Source organism: Nitrospira sp. KM1 (assembly GCF_011405515.1).
Taxonomy (GTDB): domain Bacteria; phylum Nitrospirota; class Nitrospiria; order Nitrospirales; family Nitrospiraceae; genus Nitrospira_C.
In genome coordinates this window covers 837,392-860,109 of the sequence record NZ_AP022671.1, presented here as the reverse complement: position 1 = coordinate 860,109, position 22,718 = coordinate 837,392, and the positions used below count along the sequence as shown (strand labels likewise).

The window sequence follows — 22,718 nt, the reverse complement described above, 5'->3', positions numbered from 1 at the left end:
CGGGTCGAGAGGTAGGATCAGGTTTCCTGCACTTCCTTCGCATCATTCGTATCGATGGTTTTCGAAGCCGATTTGGCCAACCAGGCATCCAGGTTGATCGTGCTTCTTCGTTCGAGCACGTCTTGCGTGATGAAAATGGGACAGCGGATCCGCAGTGCCAACGACAGGGCGTCACTCGGCCTTGCGTCCACTGTGCGCTCCAGGCCGTTATTTTCGAGATGCACAGTCGCAAAATAGGTGCTGTTTTTTACGTCGGTGATGACCACCTCTCGGATCGTGACGCCCAAATGATCGGCGAAACTCTTGATGAGATCGTGGCTCATCGGTCGTGGTGTGACCGTGGCGTCGAACGCAAGCTTGATGGCATGTCCTTCAGAAGATCCCACCCAGATCGGGAAGTTGTCCGGTTGTCCATCCTGTCTCACGAGGACGACAATTTTGGTATCGGTATTGGACTCATCCAGCACGCGGTCGACGCGAAATTCGACTGCTGACTTGTGCGGAAGGCTTTGCTGATCGCTCATCTCACTTCTCGTCACTCGAATCGAGTTTTCCAAAGTCTTCCGGCTTGAGATTTTCCAGCCACTGCTCAAGTTCCTCGGAGCTTTGTTTGGTCAATACGGTCTCCTTGGCGAATACGGGTGCGTTGCACCGCAAGGCCAGTGCAATGGCATCGCTAGGTCTGGCATCGACCGTGTATTCGGAATCACCGTACATGATATGGATCTTGGCGAAATACGTATGTTCCGAGAGGTCGGTGATGACGGCACTGAGCACCTTGGCGTCATAAGCATCCAAAAACGACTTCATGAAATCATGTGTCATCGGCCTCGGCGGCGCGACATTTTCAAGCGCCATGCTGATCGATCCGGCCTCTGCCTTCCCGACCCAGATGGGGAGCATCTCAGCTCCATCTTCGTCGCGCAGGATGACGATATACGCGTTGTTATAGGGGTCGAACATCAACCCTTTGAGATGCATTTGCGTAATCATGACGTGGTCTTTGGGTTTGCCAAGCAATGGTCTTCTTCAAAAATGGAAGAAGAGCGCACCATAGCATTTTCCGTTTTGCTCTGTCAACGAAGTCGACGAGATCGCAGGAGAAAACTCGCACTCGAAAACTCGGCAGCTATGGCTGAGGTCGATAGTTCTGATCCAGTTTGGAAGTGTCTGCCTGCGCACCGATCTTGAGGAACGCCTTCATTTGGTTTTTTACGAGCTCACGCCCGCTCTCGTCGCCGAGATTGACTTGATATTCGTTGATGACCATCACTCGCATCGATTCCCATTTTTTCCAGCATGGTTTGCAGACTTTCGCCTTGATTTCTGTTTCCAGTTTTCCCATGAACAACTGGTCGGTGATTGATTCTCCAGGTTGGCCACAGGTCACACATTGCACTTCGCTCATAGCGTGTTCGTCCTCCTTCAAATCAAAGGCTTGAAAGTGAATCCAGCATGAAGATGCCATCATCTTAGCACTCAAGAGAAGATCAATCATAGGCCTGTCATTGACCCTTACCCGCCGGCATGTTAGAAACGCCCATTCCGATATAAGCTGTTTAAACCTTTTGCCCGGATGGCGGAACTGGCAGACGCGCCGGACTCAAAATCCGGTTCTCGCAAGAGAGTGGGAGTTCGACCCTCCCTCCGGGCACCAGCGAATACAAGGGATGTGATTTGAAGTTCAATAACTTATCGGTGGTTTGCAGAACTCGATGCCTCTTGACATGTATTTGCAGGTGGCCTATAGTCCGCTTCCTAGGATGATGAAAATACATCCAACTCTTCATGATTCACAGGTCCTATTTTCTTGTCGTCCGTCATTTTTCATTTTCTAACTCACCTAAGGAGGCAGCACATGCGTAACGTGTTGGCACTGGGAGCGGCAGTACTTCTTGTCGGCTCCGTGAGTGTGGTAGGGGCGCAGGAGCGCCTACAGTCCAACCAGTCAGGTATGGGTGTTGGTACAGGAGTCGGAGACGTCTCTGGTTCGAGCACCCGCGTGACCACCTTTGATCGATCTAATTTCCTCGATCGGCTGTCACAAAATGAGACGGTGTTCGGCCGTGTGCTCGCCATTGATATTCCAGGGAAGAAGATGCACCTAGAAGGCGGAGGAAGTTCCCACGATGAAGGGCGTGCGGGCGGCGGTGCGATGGATTATCGGACTGTGTATTTCGATGACCGTACGAACATGGATCAACTCCGAGTGATTGAAACCGGGGATGATGTCACCATTCAGGCGGTCGAGGAAACGACCAACTCTCAGCCGTACGGAACCGGACGCAAATTGGTTCGTGAAATTACCGTCCTTCGAGGCAATGAAAAGTTGGCAGGATTCGGCGGACTTGGACAGCGTCCGAATCCGATGACCGAACGCGGGATCGATACGAGCAGCAATAGCATGACTGGCGGCATTGCAGGTGGCGTGCTTCCCGGTCAGGTGAATTCTGGGATCACCACCACGGTGGGTGAATATACGGGTGCCGCTCCCTGCTGGAATTGTGAACCGCAGCCGGGATGGGGCTATCAGACCGTTGCCCCGGAAACCAAGCTTCAGAACAAGTCTGATTATGGAACTGATGCTGGTAAGCCGAACTTGGTCAAGGGTCTGAACTAGAATTAGCTAGACGGAATCTGAAATGGGGCAGCCGCGAGGCTGCCCCATTTTTTTGACGCCGCAACGAAGCTTGCTGACCGAGGGGTTCTCCTGGTACGATTTCTCCATCAAGCAAATATTTATGGGTGAAGGATCAAGTGAACACTAACGGCCGCAGCGCGCAGGGGATCGATGCGGAATTGGATCTTCGAGGCGTGATTTGTCCCTATAATTTTGTGAAAACGAAGCTCAAGCTTGAAGCCATGCAGGAGGGGCAGATTCTTTCGGTCCTTCTGGATGCTGGAGATCCCATTAAGAATGTCCCTCAAAGTGTACGGAACGAAGGACACACCGTCCTTGCCGAAGAGCCGGTCAATCAATCGTATCGCGTGACCATTCAACGCCGCGCAGACGATTGATTTCTCTTCTTTGACGCTATCCCTTTGATGACCAGCGTGGCCTTACCAAGGACCTTTTGTCTGGTCAGCATTTCCAAAACGCTTCGTGGCCGTCCCCGCAACACGGTCTCGTGAGGTCGCTCCATATTTATCGTCAGAGCGACCGCACGACGGGGCATGGTGCTTACAAGCGCGGTTAATATATCCGCACTCCTGTGTGCTTCCACAAAAAGAACCGTCGTCCGTCCTTCATGACGGAGTCGGGTGAGAAATTTGCGTAATCCCTGTTTCGTACGAGGTAGACGCCCTTCGAACAGGATGCGATCTCCCGAGTACCCGGCAAGCGCAACCGCAGCCGTCAAGGCCGAAGGGCCCGCGATGACCTTGACGGACAGACCTGCTTCATGTGCCGCGTGGATGAGCGCACAGCCAGGGTCATAGATTACGGGCATCCCGCTGTCTGACACCAGGGCGATATCCACACCTCGTTTCAATTCAGTGATCAGGACGGCAATCTTTTCGTGCAGATGACGAGGACCATAACTGGTCACACGGGTGTGTATGGCGTATTGAGATAGGACGGCTGTTGCGACAAGAGGAGTTTCTGCCGCAACTATTGCCACTTTCTTCAACGTATTGATCGCGCGAAGCGTAATCCCGTCAACATCTCCGATCGGGGTGCCGATCACATACAGCGTGCCCAACTTGGGATTTACTGGGACCTTATGTTGACTCCTCCGTTCCATCGCCGATATAATCGCCTGTTCAAATTCTGTCAGATTGTCCTGAAAATTTAAGGGGATAGCCATTAATGGCCGCCTTGTTTTTTATGGTTACGATCGCGCTGTATTTTGCCGCGACCGTGGCTTTCCTTGGGTTGCTTATCAGGCGGGCTGAAGCTCTCTCAACCGTAGCGCTGAGCATAACGGCTATCGGGTTCGGAACCCATACGCTGGCCATCGTTGCCAGGATGTTCGGAATCGCCGGGACATCTTCGCCGAGCTTTCATGAGGCACTGTCATTTTTCTCCTGGATGCTCATTCTGGTGTTCCTCGCAGTGGAGTTTCGTCATCGCCTGCATGTACTTGGATCATTCATCCTTCCGATGGCGCTCTTGTCGCTCGTTTCCGCTGCCGCATTGCCGGAAACCGTACCCACGCTGCAGCCGGTTTTCCGAACCCTATGGGTACATGTGACATTGAGCATGCTGGGTACCGTGGGATTTACCATCGCCTTTGTGGCGGGTGTCATGTATCTGATTCAAGACAAACTTCTCAAGTCCAAACGCTTCAATGTGCTGTATTCGAAGCTGCCCGCATTGGACTTCCTGGATGAACTGAACCAGCAGTCCATCGTACTCGGATTCCCGCTTTTGACCTTGGGCATCATTACGGGGGCCATTTCAGCTGAATTTGCAAGAGGAGCCTATTTGAACTGGAACCCCGAACAAACCTGGGCGCTCGTCACCTGGCTCTTTTACTTTATCGTGCTTGTCGGAAGGCTGACGGTGGGATGGCGGGCAAAACGGGCGGCGTATCTCACGATCATCGGGTTCGCCTGTGTCATCCTGACCCTCGTCGGCGTCGCCGTCAAAAGCTCCGGGACGGTATCGTAATGCACATTGTCCTCGTCGGATTGAGTCATAAAACCGCTCCGGTGGAAATCCGGGAAAAACTGGCCATCTCGGAAAGCCGCATCGGAGAGGCGCTGACGCGTCTCCGTGCCTATGAAGGCGTCCGTGAAGGCATGCTGCTGTCCACCTGTAATCGCGTTGAAGTCTATGCGGTGGTTGACGAGTTGGAATCCGGATACGGTCGCATTCAGGAGTTCCTTGCCGATGCCCATCTCGCGCTGTCATCAGATCAGTTGATCCCTCATCTCTATTGTCATACGGGCGACCGTGCGATCGCCCATCTCTTCCGCGTCGCAGCGAGCCTCGACTCGATGATCATCGGCGAGTCGCAAATTTTGGGACAGGTCAAAGAGGCATTTGAGACGGCTCTCGCACACAAGTCCACCGGATTGATTCTGAACAAAATCGTGAAAAAGGCCATATCCGTCGCCAAGCGAGTCCGCACGGACACGAAGATCGCGGAAATGGCTGTATCGGTCAGCTATGCGGCCGTCGAGCTAGCTAAGAAGATCTTTTCCGACTTGAGCGACAAGACGGTCCTGCTGGTTGGCGCCGGTGAAATGGCAAAACTGGCCGCCCGGCATTTCATTGCCAACGGCGTGCGTCATGTGCGCGTCACCACCAGAACTGCCCAGCACGCGCTGGAATTGGCCGACCGGTTCGGAGGTACCGCGGTGGCATTCGAGCAGTTCCGCGAGGACATGGCTTCTGCCGACATCGTGCTGGTTTCGACCGGTGCGTCACACTATCTGATCGGAGTCGAAGAAGTGCAGCGGGCGGTTCGTCAACGCATGAACCGTCCCATGTTCCTGATCGACATCTCCGTCCCCCGAAATATCGATCCATCCGTCCGGGACATCGACAACGCGTTCTTGTTCGACATCGACGACCTGAAATTTCGGGTGGAGCAGAATCGCGGTGAACGGCTTCAGGAAGCGGAACGGGCCGAGCACATGGTCGTTGAAGAAGTCGTCGTCGTCAAACAATGGCTTCAATCCCTGGAAGTCACTCCTACCATCGTCGCATTGAAAACGCGTGCAGAGGATATCAAGCGGACGGAGGTTGAAAAGACTTTGGGACGTCTCCTGCATCTTTCGGTCCAGGAGCGAGAACTGGTCGAGGGCATGGCGTCCTCGATCGTCAATAAACTGATCCATAACACGATGATCACGCTCAAAGCGGAAGTCGCATCCACGGGCGGGGCTGCGTTCGTCGAAGCCGCCAGACGATTCTTTAATTTGACGGATGGCGATGGCACTTCAGTCAATGGAACGAACACGACGCACTACAAACCGGCGGATGACATTGAAGAGACTGCGTCTCAAACGAGAACCGAGCGTTCCGGTTCAACAGGATGATCGGAGGCAGTCATGGGACTTGCCACAAAAGGCCCCAAATTATTTACCTGTCCCCAATGCCGAAAGGCCTATCTCGGGTACGAGACCTTGCCTGATTGTCCCGCGTGCGGGTTCGATTATCGAGCGCAAGGTGGATTTCGGTGGGATGTCATCGTGTATCTGCTCTCGATCTTGGGGCTCATGAGTTACTTTTTGGTTTCTTCGTCCTATCGGACCGTGCTTCCGACACAGACCGGCCCCGAATCGTCGAGTCACATGTCCAACGGAGAAAAGCTACCCGGGAAGACGCCAGTGCCGATTGAATATCCGCCGAATCCACAAACGGGACCATGAGTTGATTTCATCATGCCATTGATGTCAAAGCGATCGACGTTGGTATTAGGGACTCGCGGCAGCAAACTGGCCGTCCGCCAAAGTGAATGGGTTCAATCGCGGTTGAGGGACATTGCTCCCGCCGTGACTGTCGAGATTCGACGGATTCAGACGTCCGGTGACAAGATTCTTGACGTTCCGCTGGCGAAGATTGGCGGGAAAGGGCTGTTCGTTAAGGAAATTGAGGACGCGCTCCTGTCGGGCGAGATTGATCTGGCGGTCCATAGCATGAAAGACGTGCCGACCGAGTTGCCGGCAGGATTGGAACTGCTGTGCGTCCCTGAACGGGAAGATCCGCGCGATGCGCTGATCAGTCGTGACGGTCGTAAGTTCAAAGACTTGCCGCTGGGAGCGAGGGTTGGAACCAGCAGTCTTCGGCGTCAGGCTCAGCTTCTACAGGCGAGACCCGATCTTTCGATCACGATGCTGCGAGGAAACCTCGATACTCGGCTCAAGAAGTTGCGGGATGGTCAGTACGACGCGATTATCCTCGCCGCGGCAGGTCTGAGGCGACTGACCTGGGGCCATGAAATTACTGAGTATCTCGATCCGTCCATCTGCCTGCCCGCAATCGGACAGGGAGCGCTCGGAATAGAAGGGCGGGCGAATGATCAGTTTGTACGCTCGCTGCTCGCCGCCCTGGAACATGAGCGGACACGGACGGCGGTTCGCGCCGAGCGGGCGCTGCTTCACCGCCTGCAAGGAGGCTGTCAGGTGCCCATTGCCGCGCATGCAAGGCTGGAGGATCATAAGGTGATGTTGGAAGGTGTGGTCGCCAGCGTCGATGGCAAAGAAGTGATTCGGGACCGAGTCGAAGGTCGGACAGAAGACCCGATCGCTGCCGGAGTGACGCTGGCGGAACGGCTGCTTGCACGCGGAGGCGATCGAATTCTGCAGACCATCTATGGAACTGCTCCGTGACGAAATCGAATCGCGGGAAAGTGTTTTTGGTAGGTGCGGGGCCCGGGGATCCCGGTCTGCTGACACTCAAGGGCAAGGCGTGTTTGGAGCAGGCGGATATCGTTCTCTATGATCACCTCGCCAATCCTGCGCTGCTGCGGCATGCTCGGGAATCTGCCGAGCGCGTCTATGTCGGCCGCCGTGGGAGGGGGCAATATCAAAATCAGGATGATATCAATAAAGTCATGATCGAACGGGCGAGGGCCGGCCAAGTCGTGGTCCGTCTGAAGGGCGGAGATCCGTTTGTGTTCGGACGGGGCGGGGAGGAAGCGGAAGCCGTAGCGGAAGCGCAGATCGATTTTGAAGTTGTTCCAGGTGTGACGGCTGCGGTGGCCGTTCCGGCCTACGCCGGAATTCCGGTCACCCATCGCACGATGGCTTCGACGGTGACCATCGTCACCGGTCATGAGGATCCGTCGAAACCCTCTCCGGTTATGGACTGGCCAAAGCTTGCAGCAACGTCAGGCACCTTGGTTTTCATGATGGGAATGAAGACACTGCCGGCTATCGTGTCTCGGCTGCTTCAGGAAGGCAGGGCCTCCGATACGCCGGTCGCCGCCATCCGCTGGGGAACGCGAGCCGAACAGCAGACGGTGATCGGTTCACTGCGCGATATCGTCGCGAAAGCCGAACGAGCGAGATTCGAGCCTCCGACGGTCATCATTGTCGGCAACGTCGTCAAACTCAGAGAACAGTTGAATTGGTTCGAAAGACGGCCGCTGTTTGGTAAGCGCGTGCTTTTGACCAGACCGAAGGAGCAAGCACATGAGTTTGCTCGGCTTCTGACAGCATTCGGCGCTGAGACTATCGAAGTCCCGGTCATTCAGATCATTCCGCCGCCAACCTGGACCATTGTCGACCAGGCTATTTCCCGGTTGCAGGCGTACCATTGGCTTATCGTCACCAGTGTCAATGGGGTGAGACCGTTCATGGATCGGCTGCGAGCCGCTGGGAAGGACGTACGGGCTCTGGGCCATCTTCGCATTTGTGCAATCGGCCCCCGCACCGCCGATGCGCTCGCGACATATGGTCTGACCGCGGATCTCATCCCGGCAGAGTACCAAGCTGAAGGGATTCTCGCCTCATTGTCGGAGCAGGAGATGAAAGGGAAGCGCATTTTGATTCCACGTGCGGAAATTGCGAGAGAAATTCTCCCGCAGCAGCTGAGCCAGATGGGTGCTCAAGTGGATGTGGTTCCCGTTTACCGTACGATTGCACCAGGCGAGGACGCGAATCCACTCGCTCCGCTTTTTGAAGATCGAAAGGTGGACGTCGTCACCTTTACCAGTTCGTCGACAGTCCGAAACTTCGTGGAACTGATCGGGGGACGGGACGAAGCACGGCGGTTGACTGTGAACGCCATTGTCGGCTGCATCGGACCAGTCACCGCACAGACTGCGGAGGAGTGCGGTCTCACAGTGACGATCATGCCGCCAGAAAATACCGTGCCTGCATTGGCGGAAGCGATCGTGAAATATTTCGCTGAAGGAGCTCGTGTGGCGGTGTCAGGTGCGTGAGCAGGTAATTCTTATCTTGTTATGATCAGTATCCATCCATTTAATAAAGGAGTGTCGATATGGTGCCGGTGAAGTCCTTCATGATTCCCAGGGAAAAGTTCGTCACGGTGGAACGTGATACCGATGTCCAAACGGCAGCCCGTATCATGCGCGACAAGGGTATCGGAAGTCTCTTCGTGACCAACAGCAAGGAGATTGTCGGCATCATCACCGACACCGACATGGTCAGGAGAGTCGTCGCGGCTGGAGCGGACACTCACAAGACGTCGGTCGAGCAGATCATGTCCGCTCCGATCATGACCATCGAAGAAGGCAAGACCTTGCTTGATGCCAACGATTTAATGGCTCAAACGCACATGCGGCATCTCGGCGTGAGCCGGGACGGCAAATTGGTCGGCATGATTTCAGTTCGCGATCTTGTCGTGTTCTTGACCAACTTGCCCAGGAAGTAGCGATGGCTTTTCCGGTCCAACGGCTTCGTAGGCTTCGGCAGAGTGAAGCCCTTCGTCGAATGGTGCGGGAAACCAGCCTGTCCAGGGCTGATCTTATCTACCCTATTTTTGTGACTGAAGGACACGATCGTCGGGAGGAGATCGGCTCGATGCCGGGACAATACCGGCTGTCAGTCGACCTGCTCGTGAAAGAGGCTGCCGAGATTCGGGATCTTGGTATTCCGGCCATCATTCTATTTGGCATCCCTGACCGGAAGGATGAACGGGGAAGCTCTGGATTCGATCCCAAGGGAATCGTCCAGCGCGCGGTCCGAACACTCAAGAAGCAAGTCCCGGAATTGACTGTCGTCACGGACGTCTGCATCGATGAGTACACCAACCATGGTCATTGCGGCATCGTGAGGGACGGTAAGATTGTGAACGACGAAACGCTGGAATGTCTCACGGCCATGGCGCGATCGCATGCCGAGGCGGGCGCTGATATGGTCGCGCCGTCGGATATGATGGACGGCCGTGTGGCTGCCATCAGAGCCGAACTGGATCGAGCCGGATTCACCGAGTTGCCGATTATGGTCTATGCGGCGAAATTCGCGTCCTGTTTCTATGCACCCTTCCGCGAGGCGGCCGGCTCATCGCCCCAGTTCGGCGATCGCCAATCGTATCAGATGGATCCCGCGAACGGGCGTGAAGCCATGCGAGAAATCGCTCTCGATGTCGAAGAAGGGGCCGACATTGTCATGGTCAAGCCGGCATTGCCATACCTGGACATCATCGCCATGGCGAGGAGTCGGATATTACTTCCGATCGCCGCATATCAGGTCAGTGGAGAGTACAGCATGATTAAAGCTGCTGGCCGAGCAGGGTGGATCGACGAATCCCGAGCCATGCTGGAGTCCTTGCTGGCCATCAAGCGTGCGGGTGCCGACCTGATTCTGACATATTTTGCAAAAGACGCCGCGCGCCTCCTTCATACCCCATGACCATGACCGTCACGCGGGGATTGTCCGACGTTCGCCCGCGCCCGTATCCGGTCGCGACGATCGGAAATTTCGACGGGCATCATCGCGGCCATCGTGCGCTGCTGCAGACGGTTGTTGAACGCGCCAAGCAACGGCAAGGGACGGCCATCGTCCTGACATTCGAACCGCATCCCATCAGGGTGCTGGCTCCTCACGTCGATCTCAAGTTCCTGACGAGTCCAGAGGAAAAACTGTCTCGCTTCGAGGCGGCCGGTGTCGATGAAGTCGTCTATCTCGAATTCACTTCCGAACTGGCGGCCATGGCGGCGGAAGAGTTTGCCAACCATGTGTTGCATCGGTCGCTGGGGATTGCAGAGATTTTCGTCGGGGAGCATTTCGCCTTCGGCAAGGGCCGGTCAGGACGTATCGATGATCTCGTACGGTTCGGGAATAGACTGGGATTTGCAGTCCACCCGTTTGCACCCATCACCGTTAACGGTGAAGTGGTGAGTTCAACCAGGATCCGTCATTGTATCCAGTCCGGGGACATGGCGCGGGCGGCTGCTCTGTTGGGGCGGGTGTACGGTATCACCGGCCCGGTCATTTCTGGAAGGCAGCAAGGGCAGGCGATGGGATGGCCTACCGCCAATCTCTCGGTCCCAGTACACCGAGTTCTCCCGCCGGACGGAGTGTATGCAGGTTGGGCCTGTCTTGAAGGGGTGAAGCATGATGCCGCCGTCTATATTGGGACCAGGCCGACGTTTGCAACGGGCGAACGGCTGATCGAAGCCTATCTGCTCAATCACAATCAGGATTTGTATGGACAGCCATTGACGGTCGAGTTCGTTGAACGGCTTCGCGGCGATTGCGCGTTCGGGTCACCGGAAGCGTTGTCTGCTCAGATTGCACGGGATGTCGAACAGGTAACGGCAATTCTTCGACGCCAAGCTGGCAGTGTGGGAGTATGAAACCGAGAGTCGGCCCAAGCCCGAAAGATCCGCTTTTCACAAGAGTCGTCCGAACGATTCGACAGGAGCGGCTCATGACGACTGGGCAGCATGTGCTGGTGGCCGTCTCGGGCGGGCCGGATTCAACAGCGCTACTCTCCTTGGTAGCGGCCCTGGCGACTTCCTGGAACCTCAAGTTGACCGCCGTCCATTTCAATTATGGTCTGCGGGGAGCCGAGTCCGAGGGGGACGAGGCGTTCGTATCCGAATTGTGCCGCGCGCAGGGCATCTCTCTCATCGTGCAACATCACACACTGAAAAAGCGGCCGGGGGCTTCCTCGCTGCAAGAACTGGCCAGAGAGTTTCGTTATGATGCTCTGGCGAGGCTCAGGGTCGAGTATGGGGCTGATCGGATTCTCACCGCACATACGGCGAACGATCAGGCCGAGACTGTCCTCTTGTGGTTGCTCCGCGGTTCAGGGTTGACCGGATTGGCAGGGATGCCATTTTCACGGGACGGATTCATTATCCGGCCAATGTTGGCCGTCACGCGTCAGCACGTCATGGAGTATTTGGCGCGAAATCGTCTGACCTATCGGCGCGATAGCAGCAATAAGAGCGATCGCTACCGTCGGAACCGGGTTCGAAGCGAGGTGCTGCCGCTTATGGAGAAGATAGTGCCTGCCGTCGTCCCTTTGCTGCAACGTCAGGCGGCCCTCCTGAGAGAGGACGAAGCGTATCTAGAGCAGGTCGTCCGGCGGCTGTATGGCTCCTTTGTCAGTATTGATGCTGCGGGGCGACAACGACTGCGTCGAAGAGAATGTGCCGCCCTGCCGATTGCCATTCAGCGGAGGCTCATTCGGCTCATGCTCAGAAAAGTGGAAGCAAAAGGCCTGGCGTCGAGCTTCCGCGTCGTCGAAGCGGTGAGAAGATTTTGCCTGACGAGAAAGCAAGGAGCTATCACCGCATTGCGTGATGGACATGTCAGTTGCGACCGCGAATATCTGTGGTTGTCAAAAGGTCCGGCAGGATCCGGTAGCAGTCGGACGACCAAAGTGAATAGTCATGAAGCCGTGGCCGTTTCCATCCCATCGACTGTCTATTGGCCTGGAACGGACCAGGAAATTCATGTACAAGTGTTGCCACGCGAGACCGCCTTGCCGCTACTGAAAACCCGGCCCGGCCATTTGGCCGTATTCGATGCCGATCGCATGTCTGAGCCGCTGATGCTTCGCGGATGGCGAAACGGCGACTGTTTTCATCCCATCGGCATGGGGGGCAAGCGGAAGAAAGTGCAGGATCTGTTTACCGATATGAAAATAGCCAGACCGGAGCGAAGCGCCATTCCATTGCTGACAGCTCCGGAAGGGATTCTCTGGGTCGTGGGGCGCCGTGAGGATGAACGGTTTCGTGTTCATGACGGGACGTCCCGTTGCCTCGTCGTGACGGTGAGTGCAGGAACTGCTCAAGAAGGAGTTCGATAGGATGGAACGAATATTCGGACGGCCGATCGTCACGCAAGAGGAGATGCGGGCTCGAATCAAGGAACTGGGCAAACAGATCACGGCGGACTATGCCGGCAAAGATCTCGTACTGGTGGGGGTGCTGAAAGGGGCCTATGCATTTTATGCGGACCTCGCCCGTGCCATTAGAATTCCAATGCGTGTGGACTTTCTGATCGTGGCCAGCTATGGGTCCCGAGCAAAAACCTCCGGCAAGGTGAAAGTCATCACGGAGTTGACCGAAGACGTCAGAGGAAAGGAAGTACTGCTTGTCGAGGACATCGTTGATTCTGGGTTGACTGTTCAATACCTGATGAAGACCCTGGCCAAGCAAAAGCCACGTTCGATCAAGGTCTGTACGTTACTCAGCAAGCCCGATCGCAGGACCATCGACGTCCCACTCGAGTATGTGGGTTTCAAAATTCCAGATCAGTATGTCGTGGGGTACGGGCTCGATTATCAACAAAAATACCGCAATCTTCCGTATCTCGCCGTTCTGGACATGGAGAGCAATCCGGAATAATATTATCCGCTCAGTTGTCAGCCTTGCTCATCGTATGGTAACATCACACAAGTTCGCGGTTTTACTCGGTAGTTGACAGTCCTTCCACAAGGAGCGCCGGATGAATTCACGGGCAAAGAATCTGCTGTTCTGGGTCGTCGTCGGCCTCTTCATGATTCTGCTGTTCAATCTTTTCAGCGTACCTACCCATCCGACTGAAGAGGAAGTGATTTTCAGCGACTTCATGGCCAAGCTCGACAAGGGCGATATCGAAAAAGTCATCATCAAGTCGAGTCATGTGAGTGCCGTACTGAAGGACAAGACAAGAATACGAACCTACACGGCTGAGTATCCCGATTTCGTAAAAGTCCTCCGGGAAAAGGGCGTTCAGATCGAGGCCAAACCTCCTGACGAAAGCCCCTGGTACATCACGTTTCTCGTCACGTGGGGCCCCTTTGTCCTGTTCTTGGGTCTGTGGTTTTTCTTGATGCGGCAAATGCAGATCGGCGGGAATAAGGCCTTGTCGTTTGGCAAGAGCCGGGCTCGCATGCTCACCGAGGAACGGAAAAAGGTGACCTTCTCTGACGTCGCCGGCATCGACGAGGCCAAAGAAGAAGTCCTCGAGATCATTGAGTTTTTGAAAGACCCCAGAAAGTTTCAGAAGCTCGGTGGACGAATTCCCAAAGGCGTCTTGATCGTTGGACCGCCGGGAACAGGTAAGACATTGTTGGCGAAAGCCATTGCCGGTGAAGCGGGCGTGCCGTTTTTCAGCATCAGCGGATCTGATTTCGTAGAAATGTTCGTCGGTGTCGGCGCGTCGCGAGTCCGCGACCTCTTTGAGCAAGGGAAGAAGCATGCGCCCTGCATCATATTTATCGACGAGATCGATGCAGTCGGGCGGCTGCGTGGTGCCGGTTTGGGCGGCGGACACGATGAACGCGAACAGACGCTCAACCAGTTACTGGTCGAGATGGATGGGTTCGATACGACCGAAGGTGTCATCCTCATTGCCGCGACGAACAGACCGGATGTACTCGACCCGGCCTTGTTGCGGCCAGGTCGCTTCGATCGGCAGGTCGTCGTGAATCGGCCGGACCTACGCGGACGGTCCGAGATTTTGAAAGTGCATACGAAGAAAGTTCCGATTGCACAGGATGTCGAGCTCGAAAAGATTGCCAGGGGGACGCCGGGATTTTCAGGCGCCGATCTCGAAAATCTCGTCAACGAAGCGGCGCTGTGGGCTGCTCGGCAGAACAAAAAAGAAGTTGAAACGGTCGATTTCGAAATGGCCAAGGACAAGGTCCTTATGGGCGCCGAGCGCAAGAGCATGATCCTCAGCGATGAGGAGAAACGTACAACGGCTTACCATGAGGCCGGACACGCGTTGATGGCAAAGCTGCTTCCAGGAACGGACCCGGTCCACAAAGTGACCATCATTCCGCGAGGTCGGGCGCTCGGCGTGACCATGCAATTGCCGACGGACGACCGGCACAATTACTCGAAGGAGTTCTTGTACAACAATCTCGCAATTTTGATGGGAGGTCGTGTTGCGGAGGAGTTGATCCTCAAGCACATCACAACCGGAGCGGGAAACGATATCGAACGAGCCACCGACCTTGCAAGGAAAATGGTCTGCGAATGGGGTATGAGCGAAAAACTCGGCCCCCTGACGTTTGGGCGTAAAGAGGAAGAAATCTTCCTCGGACGCGAACTGACGACGAAGCGTGATTTCAGTGACCAGGTCGCTTTGGAAATCGATTTGGAAATCAAACGGCTTGTGACCGAGAATTACGAACGAGCCAAACGGTTGTTGACCGACCATATGACAAGTCTCAAGGCGTTGGCGGAGGCACTTCTGGAAAAAGAAGTGCTGGATGCGCCTGAAATCGATCACATTCTCATGCAATCTTCATCGCAAACCGTTCCTGCCTGATTCGTCTTCCGGCTGGCTGGCTTGGTTCCAGGGGCACTGGGACAGAAGCCGGCCGCCGGTAGACATCATTTTATGGGTGGATTGCACACCCTGTGTTTGGCAACCACGTGTGAAGGGCTTTCAGCCCCTCCGATTGCTACCGAGTTGATTTCACCTGCGCGAGCATTCCAGATGCTCCGCGTGGCCGCTATTTGATGTATGGAGCTTATTGCAGGACAGCACGTCATGGCTTGGGGCGGCACACCTCTCCTCATGGGAATTCTGAATGTCACCCCCGATTCATTTTATGATGGAGGACGGTACGCGGATCCGTCGGCGGCTGTCGACCATGCCCTGAAATTAGTGGAAGAGGGGGCGGACATTCTCGACATTGGAGCGGAGTCAACAAGGCCGGGAGCCGAGCCGATTGATGAGGCCGAGGAAATGCGCCGACTGATACCCACCGTCATGGACGTGGCCAAAGTCGTGAAGATACCGATTTCGGTGGATACGTCCAAAGCGCAGGTGGCGCGGGCGGCGATCGACGCTGGAGCATCCATCGTCAATGACGTGACGGCGTTGCGAGGCGATGCCCTGATGGCCGATACAATCGCACAATCCGGTGTGGGATTGGTTCTGATGCACATGCAAGGAACCCCTCGTACCATGCAGCTCTCTCCCAGCTACAGTAACGTGGTGGCGGAGGTCGCTGAATTTTTCGATGAGCGATTGAGATTTGCGTCAGATCACGGAATCGCGAGAACGCACATCATCCTTGATCCCGGCATCGGATTTGGTAAGCTCCTGGAGAATAATCTCGATCTCATAGCTCAACTGCATACCTTCACGAAGTTCGGGTGCCCTGTGTTGGTCGGTATTTCCAGAAAAGGATTCATCGGAACACTGCTGGGCCGCTCGGTAGACGACCGCTTGTGGGGCACCGCAGGTGCGGTTTCATCGGCCGTTGGGCGCGGTGCACACATCGTGCGGGTTCATGACGTCGCCTCCATGCGAGATGTCGTGACAGTCGCCTCGGCTATCCACAATCGAACCATTTCATTCGGACGGGAACAACATGCGTAAACTTTTTGGAACAGACGGCGTTCGAGGGGTGGCCAACCTTGAGCCAATGACAAGTGAGACGGCCATGCAACTCGGGCGTGCGGCCGCCTATCTGTTCATGCGCCGGGCGGGCCGCCATCAGATTGTCATCGGTAAAGACACGCGGGTATCCGGCTACATGCTTGAATCCGCTCTCACGTCCGGTATCTGCTCCATGGGAGTCGACGTACTGCTTGTCGGTCCGATGCCGACTCCGGCGATCGCCTTCCTGACGCGAAGTTTGCGTGCCGACGCCGGCGTCATGATTTCCGCTTCCCACAATCCATATCAGGACAATGGGATCAAATTCTTTTCAAACGACGGGCTCAAGTTGCCGGATGACATGGAGGCCCGAATCGAAGAGCTCATCGTTTCCAAGGAAATTGCGCATCTCCGCCCGACAGCCGATGCCATCGGGAAGGCATATCGTATTGACGATTCCGCCGGACGCTACATCGAGTTCGTCAAACAGCTCCTTCCCAAGAATCTGGATTTTCAAGGCATCAAATTGGTGGTTGATTGCGCCAATGGGGCGGCCTATAGCGTGGCTCCGACGGTGCTCCGGGAATTGGGCGCGAAAGTTGAGGTCATTGGTAACCAGCCAGACGGAATGAACATCAACGCAGGATGCGGAGCGGTCCATCCCGAATCACTGCGCAAGGCGGTGATTGAGAGCGGTGCACAGATTGGAATCGCGCTCGACGGGGACGCCGACCGCGCCATTTTCGTCTGCGAACAGGGGAATGTCATTGATGGCGATCACATCATGGCCGCCATGGCATTGGATCTCCATCGCAATGGGCAATTGGCCAAACAGACTGTTGTAGGCACGGTCATGAGCAATTTTGGATTGGAGTTGGCCATGACTCAGGCGGGGATTCGCCTGGTTCGTACCGCCGTTGGAGACCGATATTTGCTCGAGCGTATGCTGGCGGACGGATACAATTTTGGCGGGGAACAGTCCGGGCATTTCATTTTCCTCGATCACAACACCACCGGCGACGGATTGATCTCTGCGCTCCAAGTATTGTCCTTGATGAAGCGGAGCGACCGTCCGCTCTCGGAATTGGCCAAGGTCATGACCCCTGTTCCGCAAGTCTTGTTGAACGTAAAGGTTTCGAAAAAACCGAAATTGGAGACGATGCCTGATCTCCAGCACGCGATCGAAGAGAGCGAGCGCCGTCTCAACGGCAGCGGGCGTGTTCTCGTCAGGTATTCAGGCACAGAACCCTTGTTGAGAATCATGATCGAAGGCGAGCGCGATCAGGTCATCCGCGAAGAAGCCGATCGGCTGGCCCAACTCGTCAGAACTCATTTGGGGTGACGGGGCGTTTTGTCAAACAACCTTGGCTGGCGATATCGCCATGAGACTCGGTTGCAGCACCCGAAAGAGTCTCAGATGAGAGCATCCTGCCCCTGACGGAAGCCTATGCTGCCGTCTCTGAGCGTGGCCTTTCTGTCCGGTCTTGTCCTCGGTTCATTCGTTCCCTACTTTCCCTTGTCTGTGTCCTGCCTTCTGGTCGTTTCGCCGATCATTCTATCCCTGTGGGAACGTCGGTTCCGCGATTCGACGGCCAAAACCACGCTGCTGTGTGGGTGTGTGCTCTTCGGCGTGCTCTATTGGAGTGTAACCGTCGAACGGCCGGCCCGGGATGGCGAAGCCATACTGGAATCTGATAGTCCGGAGGAAGTCACGGGACGGATCATTGCGCCGGTTCAACAGACAGCTGAACGCATGACCGCAATAGTCTTGCGGGACGCCAGCGCCGAAGGGAAGCATCTGTATCGGCTTCGTCTGACGTGGCGCGTTCCCGATCGGTCGCTCTTCCAGGGGGACCGTATCCGGTTTCGAGCAAGGATCCGACGACCTTCAGGGTCGCTTAATCCTGGAGGGTTTGATTATGTGGCTTATCTGGAACGACAGGGAATTTCGGCAACGGCCTCTGTGAATGGAGAGCACGCGGTCGAGCGACTGGAGGGAGGTGCTAATGGCCTTTGGTGGGCCGTCTGGAATCAATTGGATAAGTGGAGAGATCAAATCCGCTTGGCTGCGGTCCAGAGTCTTTCTCAGCCTGCGCTGGGCATATATCTCGGCATCGTGATTGGCGAACGAAACTATATCGACTCTGACCTGCGCGAACAATTCATGGTGACGGGAACGGTGCACCTCCTGTCGATATCCGGGAGCCATCTAGGACTCGTGGCGCTCCTCACATTTGCGGCGGTCAGAGGGATATTACTGCGGTTGCCGGCCGGTTGGCTGCTCAGGCTGTCACGAACAGCGCCGCCGACGCGTATGGCCGCTTTGGTCACAGTGATTCCGGTCACCCTCTATGCCTGCCTCGCCGGCGCGGAACTCGCCACGATGAGGTCCCTGCTGATGGTGCTGGTCGCGCTTCTTGCGAGATGGCTTGGATACGAACAGCGCATGCTGCATGCGTTGGCCTTGGCTGCGATCCTCATTCTGCTTCACGACCCGCAGGCCTTGTACGACATCTCCTTTCAGCTGTCGTTTCTCTCGGTGCTTGCCATCGCGGGATGGTTGTCAAGGTCCGAAGAGTCCGACTCCGTATTGCCGGAGCATTCGAATGCCGTACGGACAACGCTCTGCTGGGCGCGAGACGCGATGGTGATGAGCGGTGTGGTGACAGCGGTGACCCTGCCGCTCGTGGCGCTGTATTTCAATCAGATTCCATGGCTGGGCCTGTTCACGAATGTCGTGGCCGTACCGGTCATGGGATTGTTCTTGGTGCCGATCGGACTTCTCAGTGCACTGTGGCAGTTGGCCGATGGCAGCGCGTCACTTCCGCTGTCATCCGCTATACAGGTATTGATAGATGGATTTATCGCAGGCATGCGGATGATGTCCGCATTTCCTATTGCGGAATGGCATGTTGCGTCGCCTTCGATTCCACTGATGGCACTTTTCTTTGCACTACTGATGGGGGCCTGGCGGCGGCGCAGTGCTTGGACCAGATGGGCTGCCGTGATAGGCCTCGTATGCATTCTGTTCTGGTGGGTGTGGTCCCCACATCTGTCAGACGGTCACAATTTCCGTGTGACGTTTCTGGATGTCGGCCAAGGCGATAGTGCTGTGCTCGAATTTCCTAATGGAGAAGTCGTCCTCATCGACGGAGGAGCGACATATGAGCGATTCGACATGGGAAGAAGTGTGGTGGCTCCGTATCTTTGGAATAGGGGCATACGATCGATCGATCACGTCATTGCCACCCATCCGCAGCTCGATCACGTGGGGGGACTGGCCTGGGTGATGAGACATTTTCCCGTACGCGAATACTGGGGAACCGGTGAGGTGCGTGAGGAAGCATTCTACGACCGACTCCGGCAGTCTGTCTCATCACAGGGTTTGAGCGAGCAGGTGGCGTATGAAGGGATGGACATCGTATCTTCCGGAGAGTGCCGTCTCCAAGTACTCAATCCACCGGAATATTTCGATATTTCATCTACGTTGCTTTCAAAACGACAGGAGGGACATGGACTCAATAATCGGTCGGTGGTCACTCTGATGACCTGCGGGTTGCATCAAGTCTTGTTTACGGCCGATATCGAGAGGGAGGCGATCAATCGGATCAAGGCTGCACCGATTCGTCGGTCCATCGAAATTCTCAAAGTTCCTCACCACGGGGCTGTGAGCTCGCTCGATCGGGACTGGATTGCTTCTCTGCATCCGCGGGTCGCGATTATCTCGGCCGGGAAACACAACCCGTACAATCATCCTGCAGCCGCAGTGATTCAAGCCTATGTGGACGAGCACGTTTCGCTATATCGTACAGATCGTGATGGGGGAATCTGGATAACCGGCAACGGCTCCGAGGAGGTGCTGACCGTGCATCGAACACGCGATCGGAAACTTCAACCCATCGATCTTTCCTCATGCGGCTGGCCCTGTGAATGCGACAACTGGTATCGGGTTTGGACGCGATGGAAGGATCGAACCTGAGCGGAGGTTGCGCGGGTTGTTCGTCCCTGTACGGATACGGGCAAACGAGGCGGGACCTGATCCATTGAATGTAAGGAGGTAGACCCACAAGTGCGCAATTTCATTCATGCAGAATATGGCCATGACAGGGCACAGCGTGTGCAACTCACGCCGCTGATTTGCTTCGTCGTTGCCTGTTGAAGAAGGAGTTCTGCCATGGCGAAATTGGTCCGCATCGTCATTCAATTGCCGGAAGAACTGAAACAGAAGCTGGATGCCCTCAAACAGCAGGGCTACACCACCAGTGGCTTTATCCGTGCCATGCTGGAACGAGAACTCGGACCGTCGGAACCCAAGCCTGCCCCGCTGCTTCAGTTCGTCGATAAGAAAGTCAATGTACGCTGACGTCACCTGGCACCCTGTCTCCTACCTTAGGATGAAGCGCTTTAGCCTGGCTTGCTGAAAGCTCTCTCGGCAGCCAATTCCCTCTTGCACTCCCGGTGCATTCTGGTTACAAGAGCCCATGGTGCACACCGTCGAATGGCAACAAGGTGTCATCCGCCTGCTTGATCAGAGTCGCTTACCCGAGCATGTTGAGTTTCTCCAATGCTCCACTGTGGATGCCGTGGTCAGTGCGATCCGCGAACTAAAAGTTCGGGGAGCTCCGGCCATCGGGGTGACGGCGGCCATGGGAGTTGCCTTAGGGGCAGGAACGAGCGGCGCCGAACAGTACGAGACATTCGCGCGGGAGGTGAATTCGATCTGCGATCGTTTGGCCGCCACAAGACCGACCGCTGTCAATTTGTTCTGGGCGATCGAGCGTATGAAGCGAAAGCTCTCCGAATGCCGTGCCATGAACATCCCGGATATCAAGAGCGCATTGTTCCAGGAGTCCCAGTCCATCTTGGATGAGGATATCGAGTTGTGTAAGGCGATGGGGCGACATGGCGCCCAATTGATCAAGGATGGACAGACCGTGCTGACCCACTGCAATGCGGGAGCGCTGGCAACAGCGGGATATGGCACGGCGCTCGGCGTCATCCGCGCAGCCTGGGAGCAGGGAAAGCGCATTGAAGTCATAGCGGACGAGACCCGGCCTGTCCTTCAAGGCGCCAGACTGACGGCTTGGGAATTGATGCAGGACAACATTCCCGTGACGTTGATCACCGATAATATGGCCGGAGCCATGATGCGCCAGGGGAGGATTGATCTCTGCGTAGTTGGTGCGGACCGCATTGCGGCGAACGGAGACGTGGCGAACAAGATCGGAACATATTCCGTTTCCGTGCTGGCGAAGGCCCATGGCATTCCTTTTTATGTTGCAGCGCCCTATTCCACGATCGACCTGAAGACCGCTTCAGGCGAAGACATCACAATCGAACAACGAAATCCTTTGGAAGTCACCTCAATCCATGGCAGTCATCCGGTGGCCCCACAGGGGGTGAAGGTCTATAACCCGGCATTCGATGTCACGCCGGCCGCCAATATCGTAGGCATCATTACCGAACGGGGCATCTTCAAGCCGTCTGAATTGTCGAGACATTTCGCCCGATAGCGGTTCCTGCGCCTTGAATCTCCGACAGCCCGTCCCTATAATGCACATCGCGATTTTTATATTCTGCAAATCCAATTGGAGGAAGATTTGAAGCAATGAGTGAGCGAACATTAGCGATCATCAAGCCGGACGCGGTCAAGAAGCACGTCATCGGCGACATTATTCACCGATACGAACAAGCGGGGCTTCGTCCTGTCGCCATGCGGATGATGGTGATGGCCAAGCAGACGGCGGAGGGGTTCTACGCCGTGCACAAGAGCAGGCCGTTTTTCGACAGCCTCTGCACCTTCATGTCGTCCGGGCCGGTTGTGGTGTTGATCCTCAGCGGAGACAATGCCATCAAGAAGAATCGTGACCTGATGGGAGCCACGGATCCCGCGAAGGCCGATAAGGGAACCATCCGGGCCGCACACGGGGCGAACATCGAATTCAATGCGGTGCACGGCTCCGATTCGCCGGAAACGGCAAAGCAGGAGATCGCCTATTTCTTCCCTGAAATGGATGTTGTCCGCTAGGAGATTCTGAACAGACAGGTGAGGAGTCTATGATTCCAGCAGATCTTCGATATCATAAGGAACATGAATGGGTTCGTGTCAATGGCAAGCAGGCCACGATCGGGATTAGCCATTTTGCGCAGGATGCGCTCGGAGACATCGTGTTCATCGACATGCCGAAATCCGGTACCGTCGTGAAAGCCGGACAGCAGATCGGCGAAGTGGAATCCACCAAGACCACATCCACGATCTACACTCCGGTGAGTGGAACCATCACTCAGGTCAATGCGGGCCTCAAAGACCATCCGGAAGCCGTGAATTCAGATCCTTACGGCAATGGCTGGATGGTTGTGATCGACCTTTCCAACGACGGTGAAATCGACGCATTGATGACCCCCGCGCAGTATGAGGTGTTCCTCGCCGGGCAAAAGCACTAAGCGACTTGCATGCTGAGGCGCATTGCCATTCTTGGCGCAGGACCGGCGGCTAGGTCGCGGGTGATTCAGTCAGCTCAACC

At 55.6% G+C, this 22,718-nt stretch carries 24 protein-coding genes and 1 tRNA gene; 21 read left to right on the top strand and 4 right to left on the bottom strand.

The genetic code is table 11. The features are described from left to right. Positions 1 to 17: 17 nt before the first annotated feature. The 3 genes from W02_RS04000 to W02_RS03990 all read right to left on the bottom strand — a co-directional run bounded on the left by W02_RS04000 (position 18) and on the right by W02_RS03990 (position 1,408). Complete coding sequence (locus tag W02_RS04000) at positions 18 to 524, bottom strand: bifunctional nuclease family protein (protein ID WP_173045018.1); 507 nt, start codon at positions 522 to 524, stop codon at positions 18 to 20. A 1-nt stretch (position 525) separates the two neighbouring features. Further along, a complete protein-coding gene (locus W02_RS03995; RefSeq protein WP_173045017.1) occupies positions 526 to 993 on the bottom strand; it encodes a bifunctional nuclease family protein in 468 nt (155 codons plus the stop codon). A 136-nt stretch (positions 994 to 1,129) separates the two neighbouring features. After that, a complete protein-coding gene (locus W02_RS03990; RefSeq protein WP_173045016.1) occupies positions 1,130 to 1,408 on the bottom strand; it encodes a Fe(2+)-trafficking protein in 279 nt (92 codons plus the stop codon). Between the two features lie 162 nt (positions 1,409 to 1,570). Here W02_RS03990 and W02_RS03985 point away from each other — a divergent pair. From W02_RS03985 to W02_RS03975, 3 genes are all read left to right on the top strand, one after another. Then, positions 1,571 to 1,657 (top strand) — tRNA-Leu (locus W02_RS03985). Between the two features lie 201 nt (positions 1,658 to 1,858). Further along, entirely contained in the window at positions 1,859 to 2,620 is a 762-nt protein-coding gene (locus tag W02_RS03980; protein ID WP_173045015.1) for a hypothetical protein, read from the top strand. A gap of 137 nt (positions 2,621 to 2,757) precedes the next feature. Further along, on the top strand, positions 2,758 to 3,018 hold the full coding sequence (locus W02_RS03975) for a sulfurtransferase TusA family protein (RefSeq protein WP_232068647.1): 261 nt from the start codon (positions 2,758 to 2,760) through the stop codon (positions 3,016 to 3,018). On the opposite strand, the gene W02_RS03970 is transcribed toward W02_RS03975, so the two are convergent. Next, complete coding sequence (locus W02_RS03970; protein ID WP_173045014.1) at positions 2,997 to 3,806, bottom strand: 16S rRNA (cytidine(1402)-2'-O)-methyltransferase; 810 nt, start codon at positions 3,804 to 3,806, stop codon at positions 2,997 to 2,999. The two genes, W02_RS03975 and W02_RS03970, sit on opposite strands and share 22 nt — an antisense overlap. A 2-nt stretch (positions 3,807 to 3,808) precedes the next feature. Between W02_RS03970 and W02_RS03965 the strand changes: the two genes are divergently transcribed. The 18 genes from W02_RS03965 to gcvH all read left to right on the top strand — a co-directional run bounded on the left by W02_RS03965 (position 3,809) and on the right by gcvH (position 22,638). Continuing rightward, a complete protein-coding gene (locus W02_RS03965; RefSeq protein ID WP_173045013.1) occupies positions 3,809 to 4,612 on the top strand; it encodes an inner membrane protein YpjD in 804 nt (267 codons plus the stop codon). Further along, entirely contained in the window at positions 4,612 to 5,988 is a 1,377-nt protein-coding gene (gene hemA / locus W02_RS03960; protein WP_173045004.1) for a glutamyl-tRNA reductase, read from the top strand. Before W02_RS03965 ends, hemA begins: the two co-directional genes overlap by 1 nt. A 12-nt stretch (positions 5,989 to 6,000) precedes the next feature. Continuing rightward, a complete protein-coding gene (locus W02_RS03955; RefSeq protein ID WP_173045002.1) occupies positions 6,001 to 6,321 on the top strand; it encodes a hypothetical protein in 321 nt (106 codons plus the stop codon). Positions 6,322 to 6,342: 21 nt separating this feature from the next. After that, on the top strand, positions 6,343 to 7,281 hold the full coding sequence (gene hemC, locus W02_RS03950; RefSeq protein WP_173051355.1) for a hydroxymethylbilane synthase: 939 nt from the start codon (positions 6,343 to 6,345) through the stop codon (positions 7,279 to 7,281). After that, a complete protein-coding gene (cobA, locus tag W02_RS03945; protein ID WP_173045000.1) occupies positions 7,278 to 8,837 on the top strand; it encodes a uroporphyrinogen-III C-methyltransferase in 1,560 nt (519 codons plus the stop codon). Before hemC ends, cobA begins: the two co-directional genes overlap by 4 nt. 59 nt (positions 8,838 to 8,896) lie before the next feature. After that, on the top strand, positions 8,897 to 9,289 hold the full coding sequence (locus W02_RS03940) for a cyclic nucleotide-binding/CBS domain-containing protein (RefSeq protein ID WP_173044997.1): 393 nt from the start codon (positions 8,897 to 8,899) through the stop codon (positions 9,287 to 9,289). 2 nt (positions 9,290 to 9,291) lie between these two features. Next, a complete protein-coding gene (gene hemB, locus W02_RS03935; protein ID WP_173044995.1) occupies positions 9,292 to 10,269 on the top strand; it encodes a porphobilinogen synthase in 978 nt (325 codons plus the stop codon). Beyond that, entirely contained in the window at positions 10,266 to 11,216 is a 951-nt protein-coding gene (locus W02_RS03930) for a bifunctional riboflavin kinase/FAD synthetase (protein WP_173044993.1), read from the top strand. Before hemB ends, W02_RS03930 begins: the two co-directional genes overlap by 4 nt. Before the next feature lie 74 nt (positions 11,217 to 11,290). Further along, positions 11,291 to 12,679, top strand: coding sequence for a tRNA lysidine(34) synthetase TilS (tilS, locus tag W02_RS03925; RefSeq protein ID WP_173044992.1), 1,389 nt, complete (start codon positions 11,291 to 11,293; stop codon positions 12,677 to 12,679). Position 12,680: 1 nt separating this feature from the next. Next, positions 12,681 to 13,220, top strand: a complete 540-nt coding sequence (hpt, locus tag W02_RS03920; RefSeq protein ID WP_173044991.1) for a hypoxanthine phosphoribosyltransferase — start codon at positions 12,681 to 12,683, stop codon at positions 13,218 to 13,220. A gap of 100 nt (positions 13,221 to 13,320) precedes the next feature. After that, positions 13,321 to 15,132 carry an ATP-dependent zinc metalloprotease FtsH gene (gene ftsH / locus W02_RS03915; RefSeq protein ID WP_173044990.1) on the top strand — a complete coding sequence of 604 codons (1,812 nt, stop codon included), beginning with the start codon at positions 13,321 to 13,323 and terminating at the stop codon, positions 15,130 to 15,132. A gap of 225 nt (positions 15,133 to 15,357) precedes the next feature. Beyond that, positions 15,358 to 16,194, top strand: coding sequence for a dihydropteroate synthase (folP, locus tag W02_RS03910; RefSeq protein ID WP_232068646.1), 837 nt, complete (start codon positions 15,358 to 15,360; stop codon positions 16,192 to 16,194). Continuing rightward, a complete protein-coding gene (gene glmM, locus W02_RS03905) occupies positions 16,187 to 17,536 on the top strand; it encodes a phosphoglucosamine mutase (RefSeq protein WP_173044988.1) in 1,350 nt (449 codons plus the stop codon). The genes folP and glmM overlap by 8 nt, the downstream gene beginning before the upstream one ends. A gap of 105 nt (positions 17,537 to 17,641) precedes the next feature. Beyond that, positions 17,642 to 20,173 carry a DNA internalization-related competence protein ComEC/Rec2 gene (locus W02_RS03900; protein ID WP_173044986.1) on the top strand — a complete coding sequence of 844 codons (2,532 nt, stop codon included), beginning with the start codon at positions 17,642 to 17,644 and terminating at the stop codon, positions 20,171 to 20,173. A gap of 195 nt (positions 20,174 to 20,368) precedes the next feature. Continuing rightward, the gene (locus W02_RS03895) at positions 20,369 to 20,557 is read left to right on the top strand and encodes a ribbon-helix-helix domain-containing protein (protein WP_173044984.1); all 189 of its coding nucleotides are present in this window, start codon (positions 20,369 to 20,371) and stop codon (positions 20,555 to 20,557) included. Between the two features lie 118 nt (positions 20,558 to 20,675). Next, a complete protein-coding gene (mtnA, locus tag W02_RS03890; RefSeq protein ID WP_173044982.1) occupies positions 20,676 to 21,707 on the top strand; it encodes an S-methyl-5-thioribose-1-phosphate isomerase in 1,032 nt (343 codons plus the stop codon). Between the two features lie 95 nt (positions 21,708 to 21,802). After that, positions 21,803 to 22,222 (top strand): nucleoside-diphosphate kinase, encoded by a 420-nt coding sequence (gene ndk, locus W02_RS03885; RefSeq protein ID WP_173044981.1) that lies wholly within the window; start codon positions 21,803 to 21,805, stop codon positions 22,220 to 22,222. A 29-nt stretch (positions 22,223 to 22,251) separates the two neighbouring features. Then, positions 22,252 to 22,638 (top strand): glycine cleavage system protein GcvH, encoded by a 387-nt coding sequence (gcvH, locus tag W02_RS03880; RefSeq protein ID WP_173044980.1) that lies wholly within the window; start codon positions 22,252 to 22,254, stop codon positions 22,636 to 22,638. Positions 22,639 to 22,718 lie beyond the last annotated feature (80 nt).

Bases quoted from the DNA above. Each gene is read 5' to 3' on its own strand.
- W02_RS03995 (WP_173045017.1), bottom strand. From the start codon at position 993: ATGATTACGCAAATGCATCTCAAAGGGTTGATGTTCGACCCCTATAAC.
- W02_RS04000 (WP_173045018.1), bottom strand. From the start codon at position 524: ATGAGCGATCAGCAAAGCCTTCCGCACAAGTCAGCAGTCGAATTTCGC.
- hemA (WP_173045004.1), top strand. From the start codon at position 4,612: ATGCACATTGTCCTCGTCGGATTGAGTCATAAAACCGCTCCGGTGGAA.
- gcvH (WP_173044980.1), top strand. From the start codon at position 22,252: ATGATTCCAGCAGATCTTCGATATCATAAGGAACATGAATGGGTTCGT.
- hemB (WP_173044995.1), top strand. From the start codon at position 9,292: ATGGCTTTTCCGGTCCAACGGCTTCGTAGGCTTCGGCAGAGTGAAGCC.
- W02_RS03970 (WP_173045014.1), bottom strand. From the start codon at position 3,806: ATGGCTATCCCCTTAAATTTTCAGGACAATCTGACAGAATTTGAACAG.
- W02_RS03955 (WP_173045002.1), top strand. From the start codon at position 6,001: ATGGGACTTGCCACAAAAGGCCCCAAATTATTTACCTGTCCCCAATGC.
- W02_RS03980 (WP_173045015.1), top strand. From the start codon at position 1,859: ATGCGTAACGTGTTGGCACTGGGAGCGGCAGTACTTCTTGTCGGCTCC.
- ftsH (WP_173044990.1), top strand. From the start codon at position 13,321: ATGAATTCACGGGCAAAGAATCTGCTGTTCTGGGTCGTCGTCGGCCTC.
- glmM (WP_173044988.1), top strand. From the start codon at position 16,187: ATGCGTAAACTTTTTGGAACAGACGGCGTTCGAGGGGTGGCCAACCTT.
- ndk (WP_173044981.1), top strand. From the start codon at position 21,803: ATGAGTGAGCGAACATTAGCGATCATCAAGCCGGACGCGGTCAAGAAG.
- hemC (WP_173051355.1), top strand. From the start codon at position 6,343: ATGTCAAAGCGATCGACGTTGGTATTAGGGACTCGCGGCAGCAAACTG.
- W02_RS03990 (WP_173045016.1), bottom strand. From the start codon at position 1,408: ATGAGCGAAGTGCAATGTGTGACCTGTGGCCAACCTGGAGAATCAATC.
- tilS (WP_173044992.1), top strand. From the start codon at position 11,291: ATGACGACTGGGCAGCATGTGCTGGTGGCCGTCTCGGGCGGGCCGGAT.
- folP (WP_232068646.1), top strand. From the start codon at position 15,358: ATGGCTTGGGGCGGCACACCTCTCCTCATGGGAATTCTGAATGTCACC.
- hpt (WP_173044991.1), top strand. From the start codon at position 12,681: ATGGAACGAATATTCGGACGGCCGATCGTCACGCAAGAGGAGATGCGG.
- W02_RS03930 (WP_173044993.1), top strand. From the start codon at position 10,266: ATGACCATGACCGTCACGCGGGGATTGTCCGACGTTCGCCCGCGCCCG.
- W02_RS03900 (WP_173044986.1), top strand. From the start codon at position 17,642: ATGCTGCCGTCTCTGAGCGTGGCCTTTCTGTCCGGTCTTGTCCTCGGT.
- W02_RS03940 (WP_173044997.1), top strand. From the start codon at position 8,897: ATGGTGCCGGTGAAGTCCTTCATGATTCCCAGGGAAAAGTTCGTCACG.
- W02_RS03895 (WP_173044984.1), top strand. From the start codon at position 20,369: ATGGCGAAATTGGTCCGCATCGTCATTCAATTGCCGGAAGAACTGAAA.
- W02_RS03965 (WP_173045013.1), top strand. From the start codon at position 3,809: ATGGCCGCCTTGTTTTTTATGGTTACGATCGCGCTGTATTTTGCCGCG.
- mtnA (WP_173044982.1), top strand. From the start codon at position 20,676: ATGGTGCACACCGTCGAATGGCAACAAGGTGTCATCCGCCTGCTTGAT.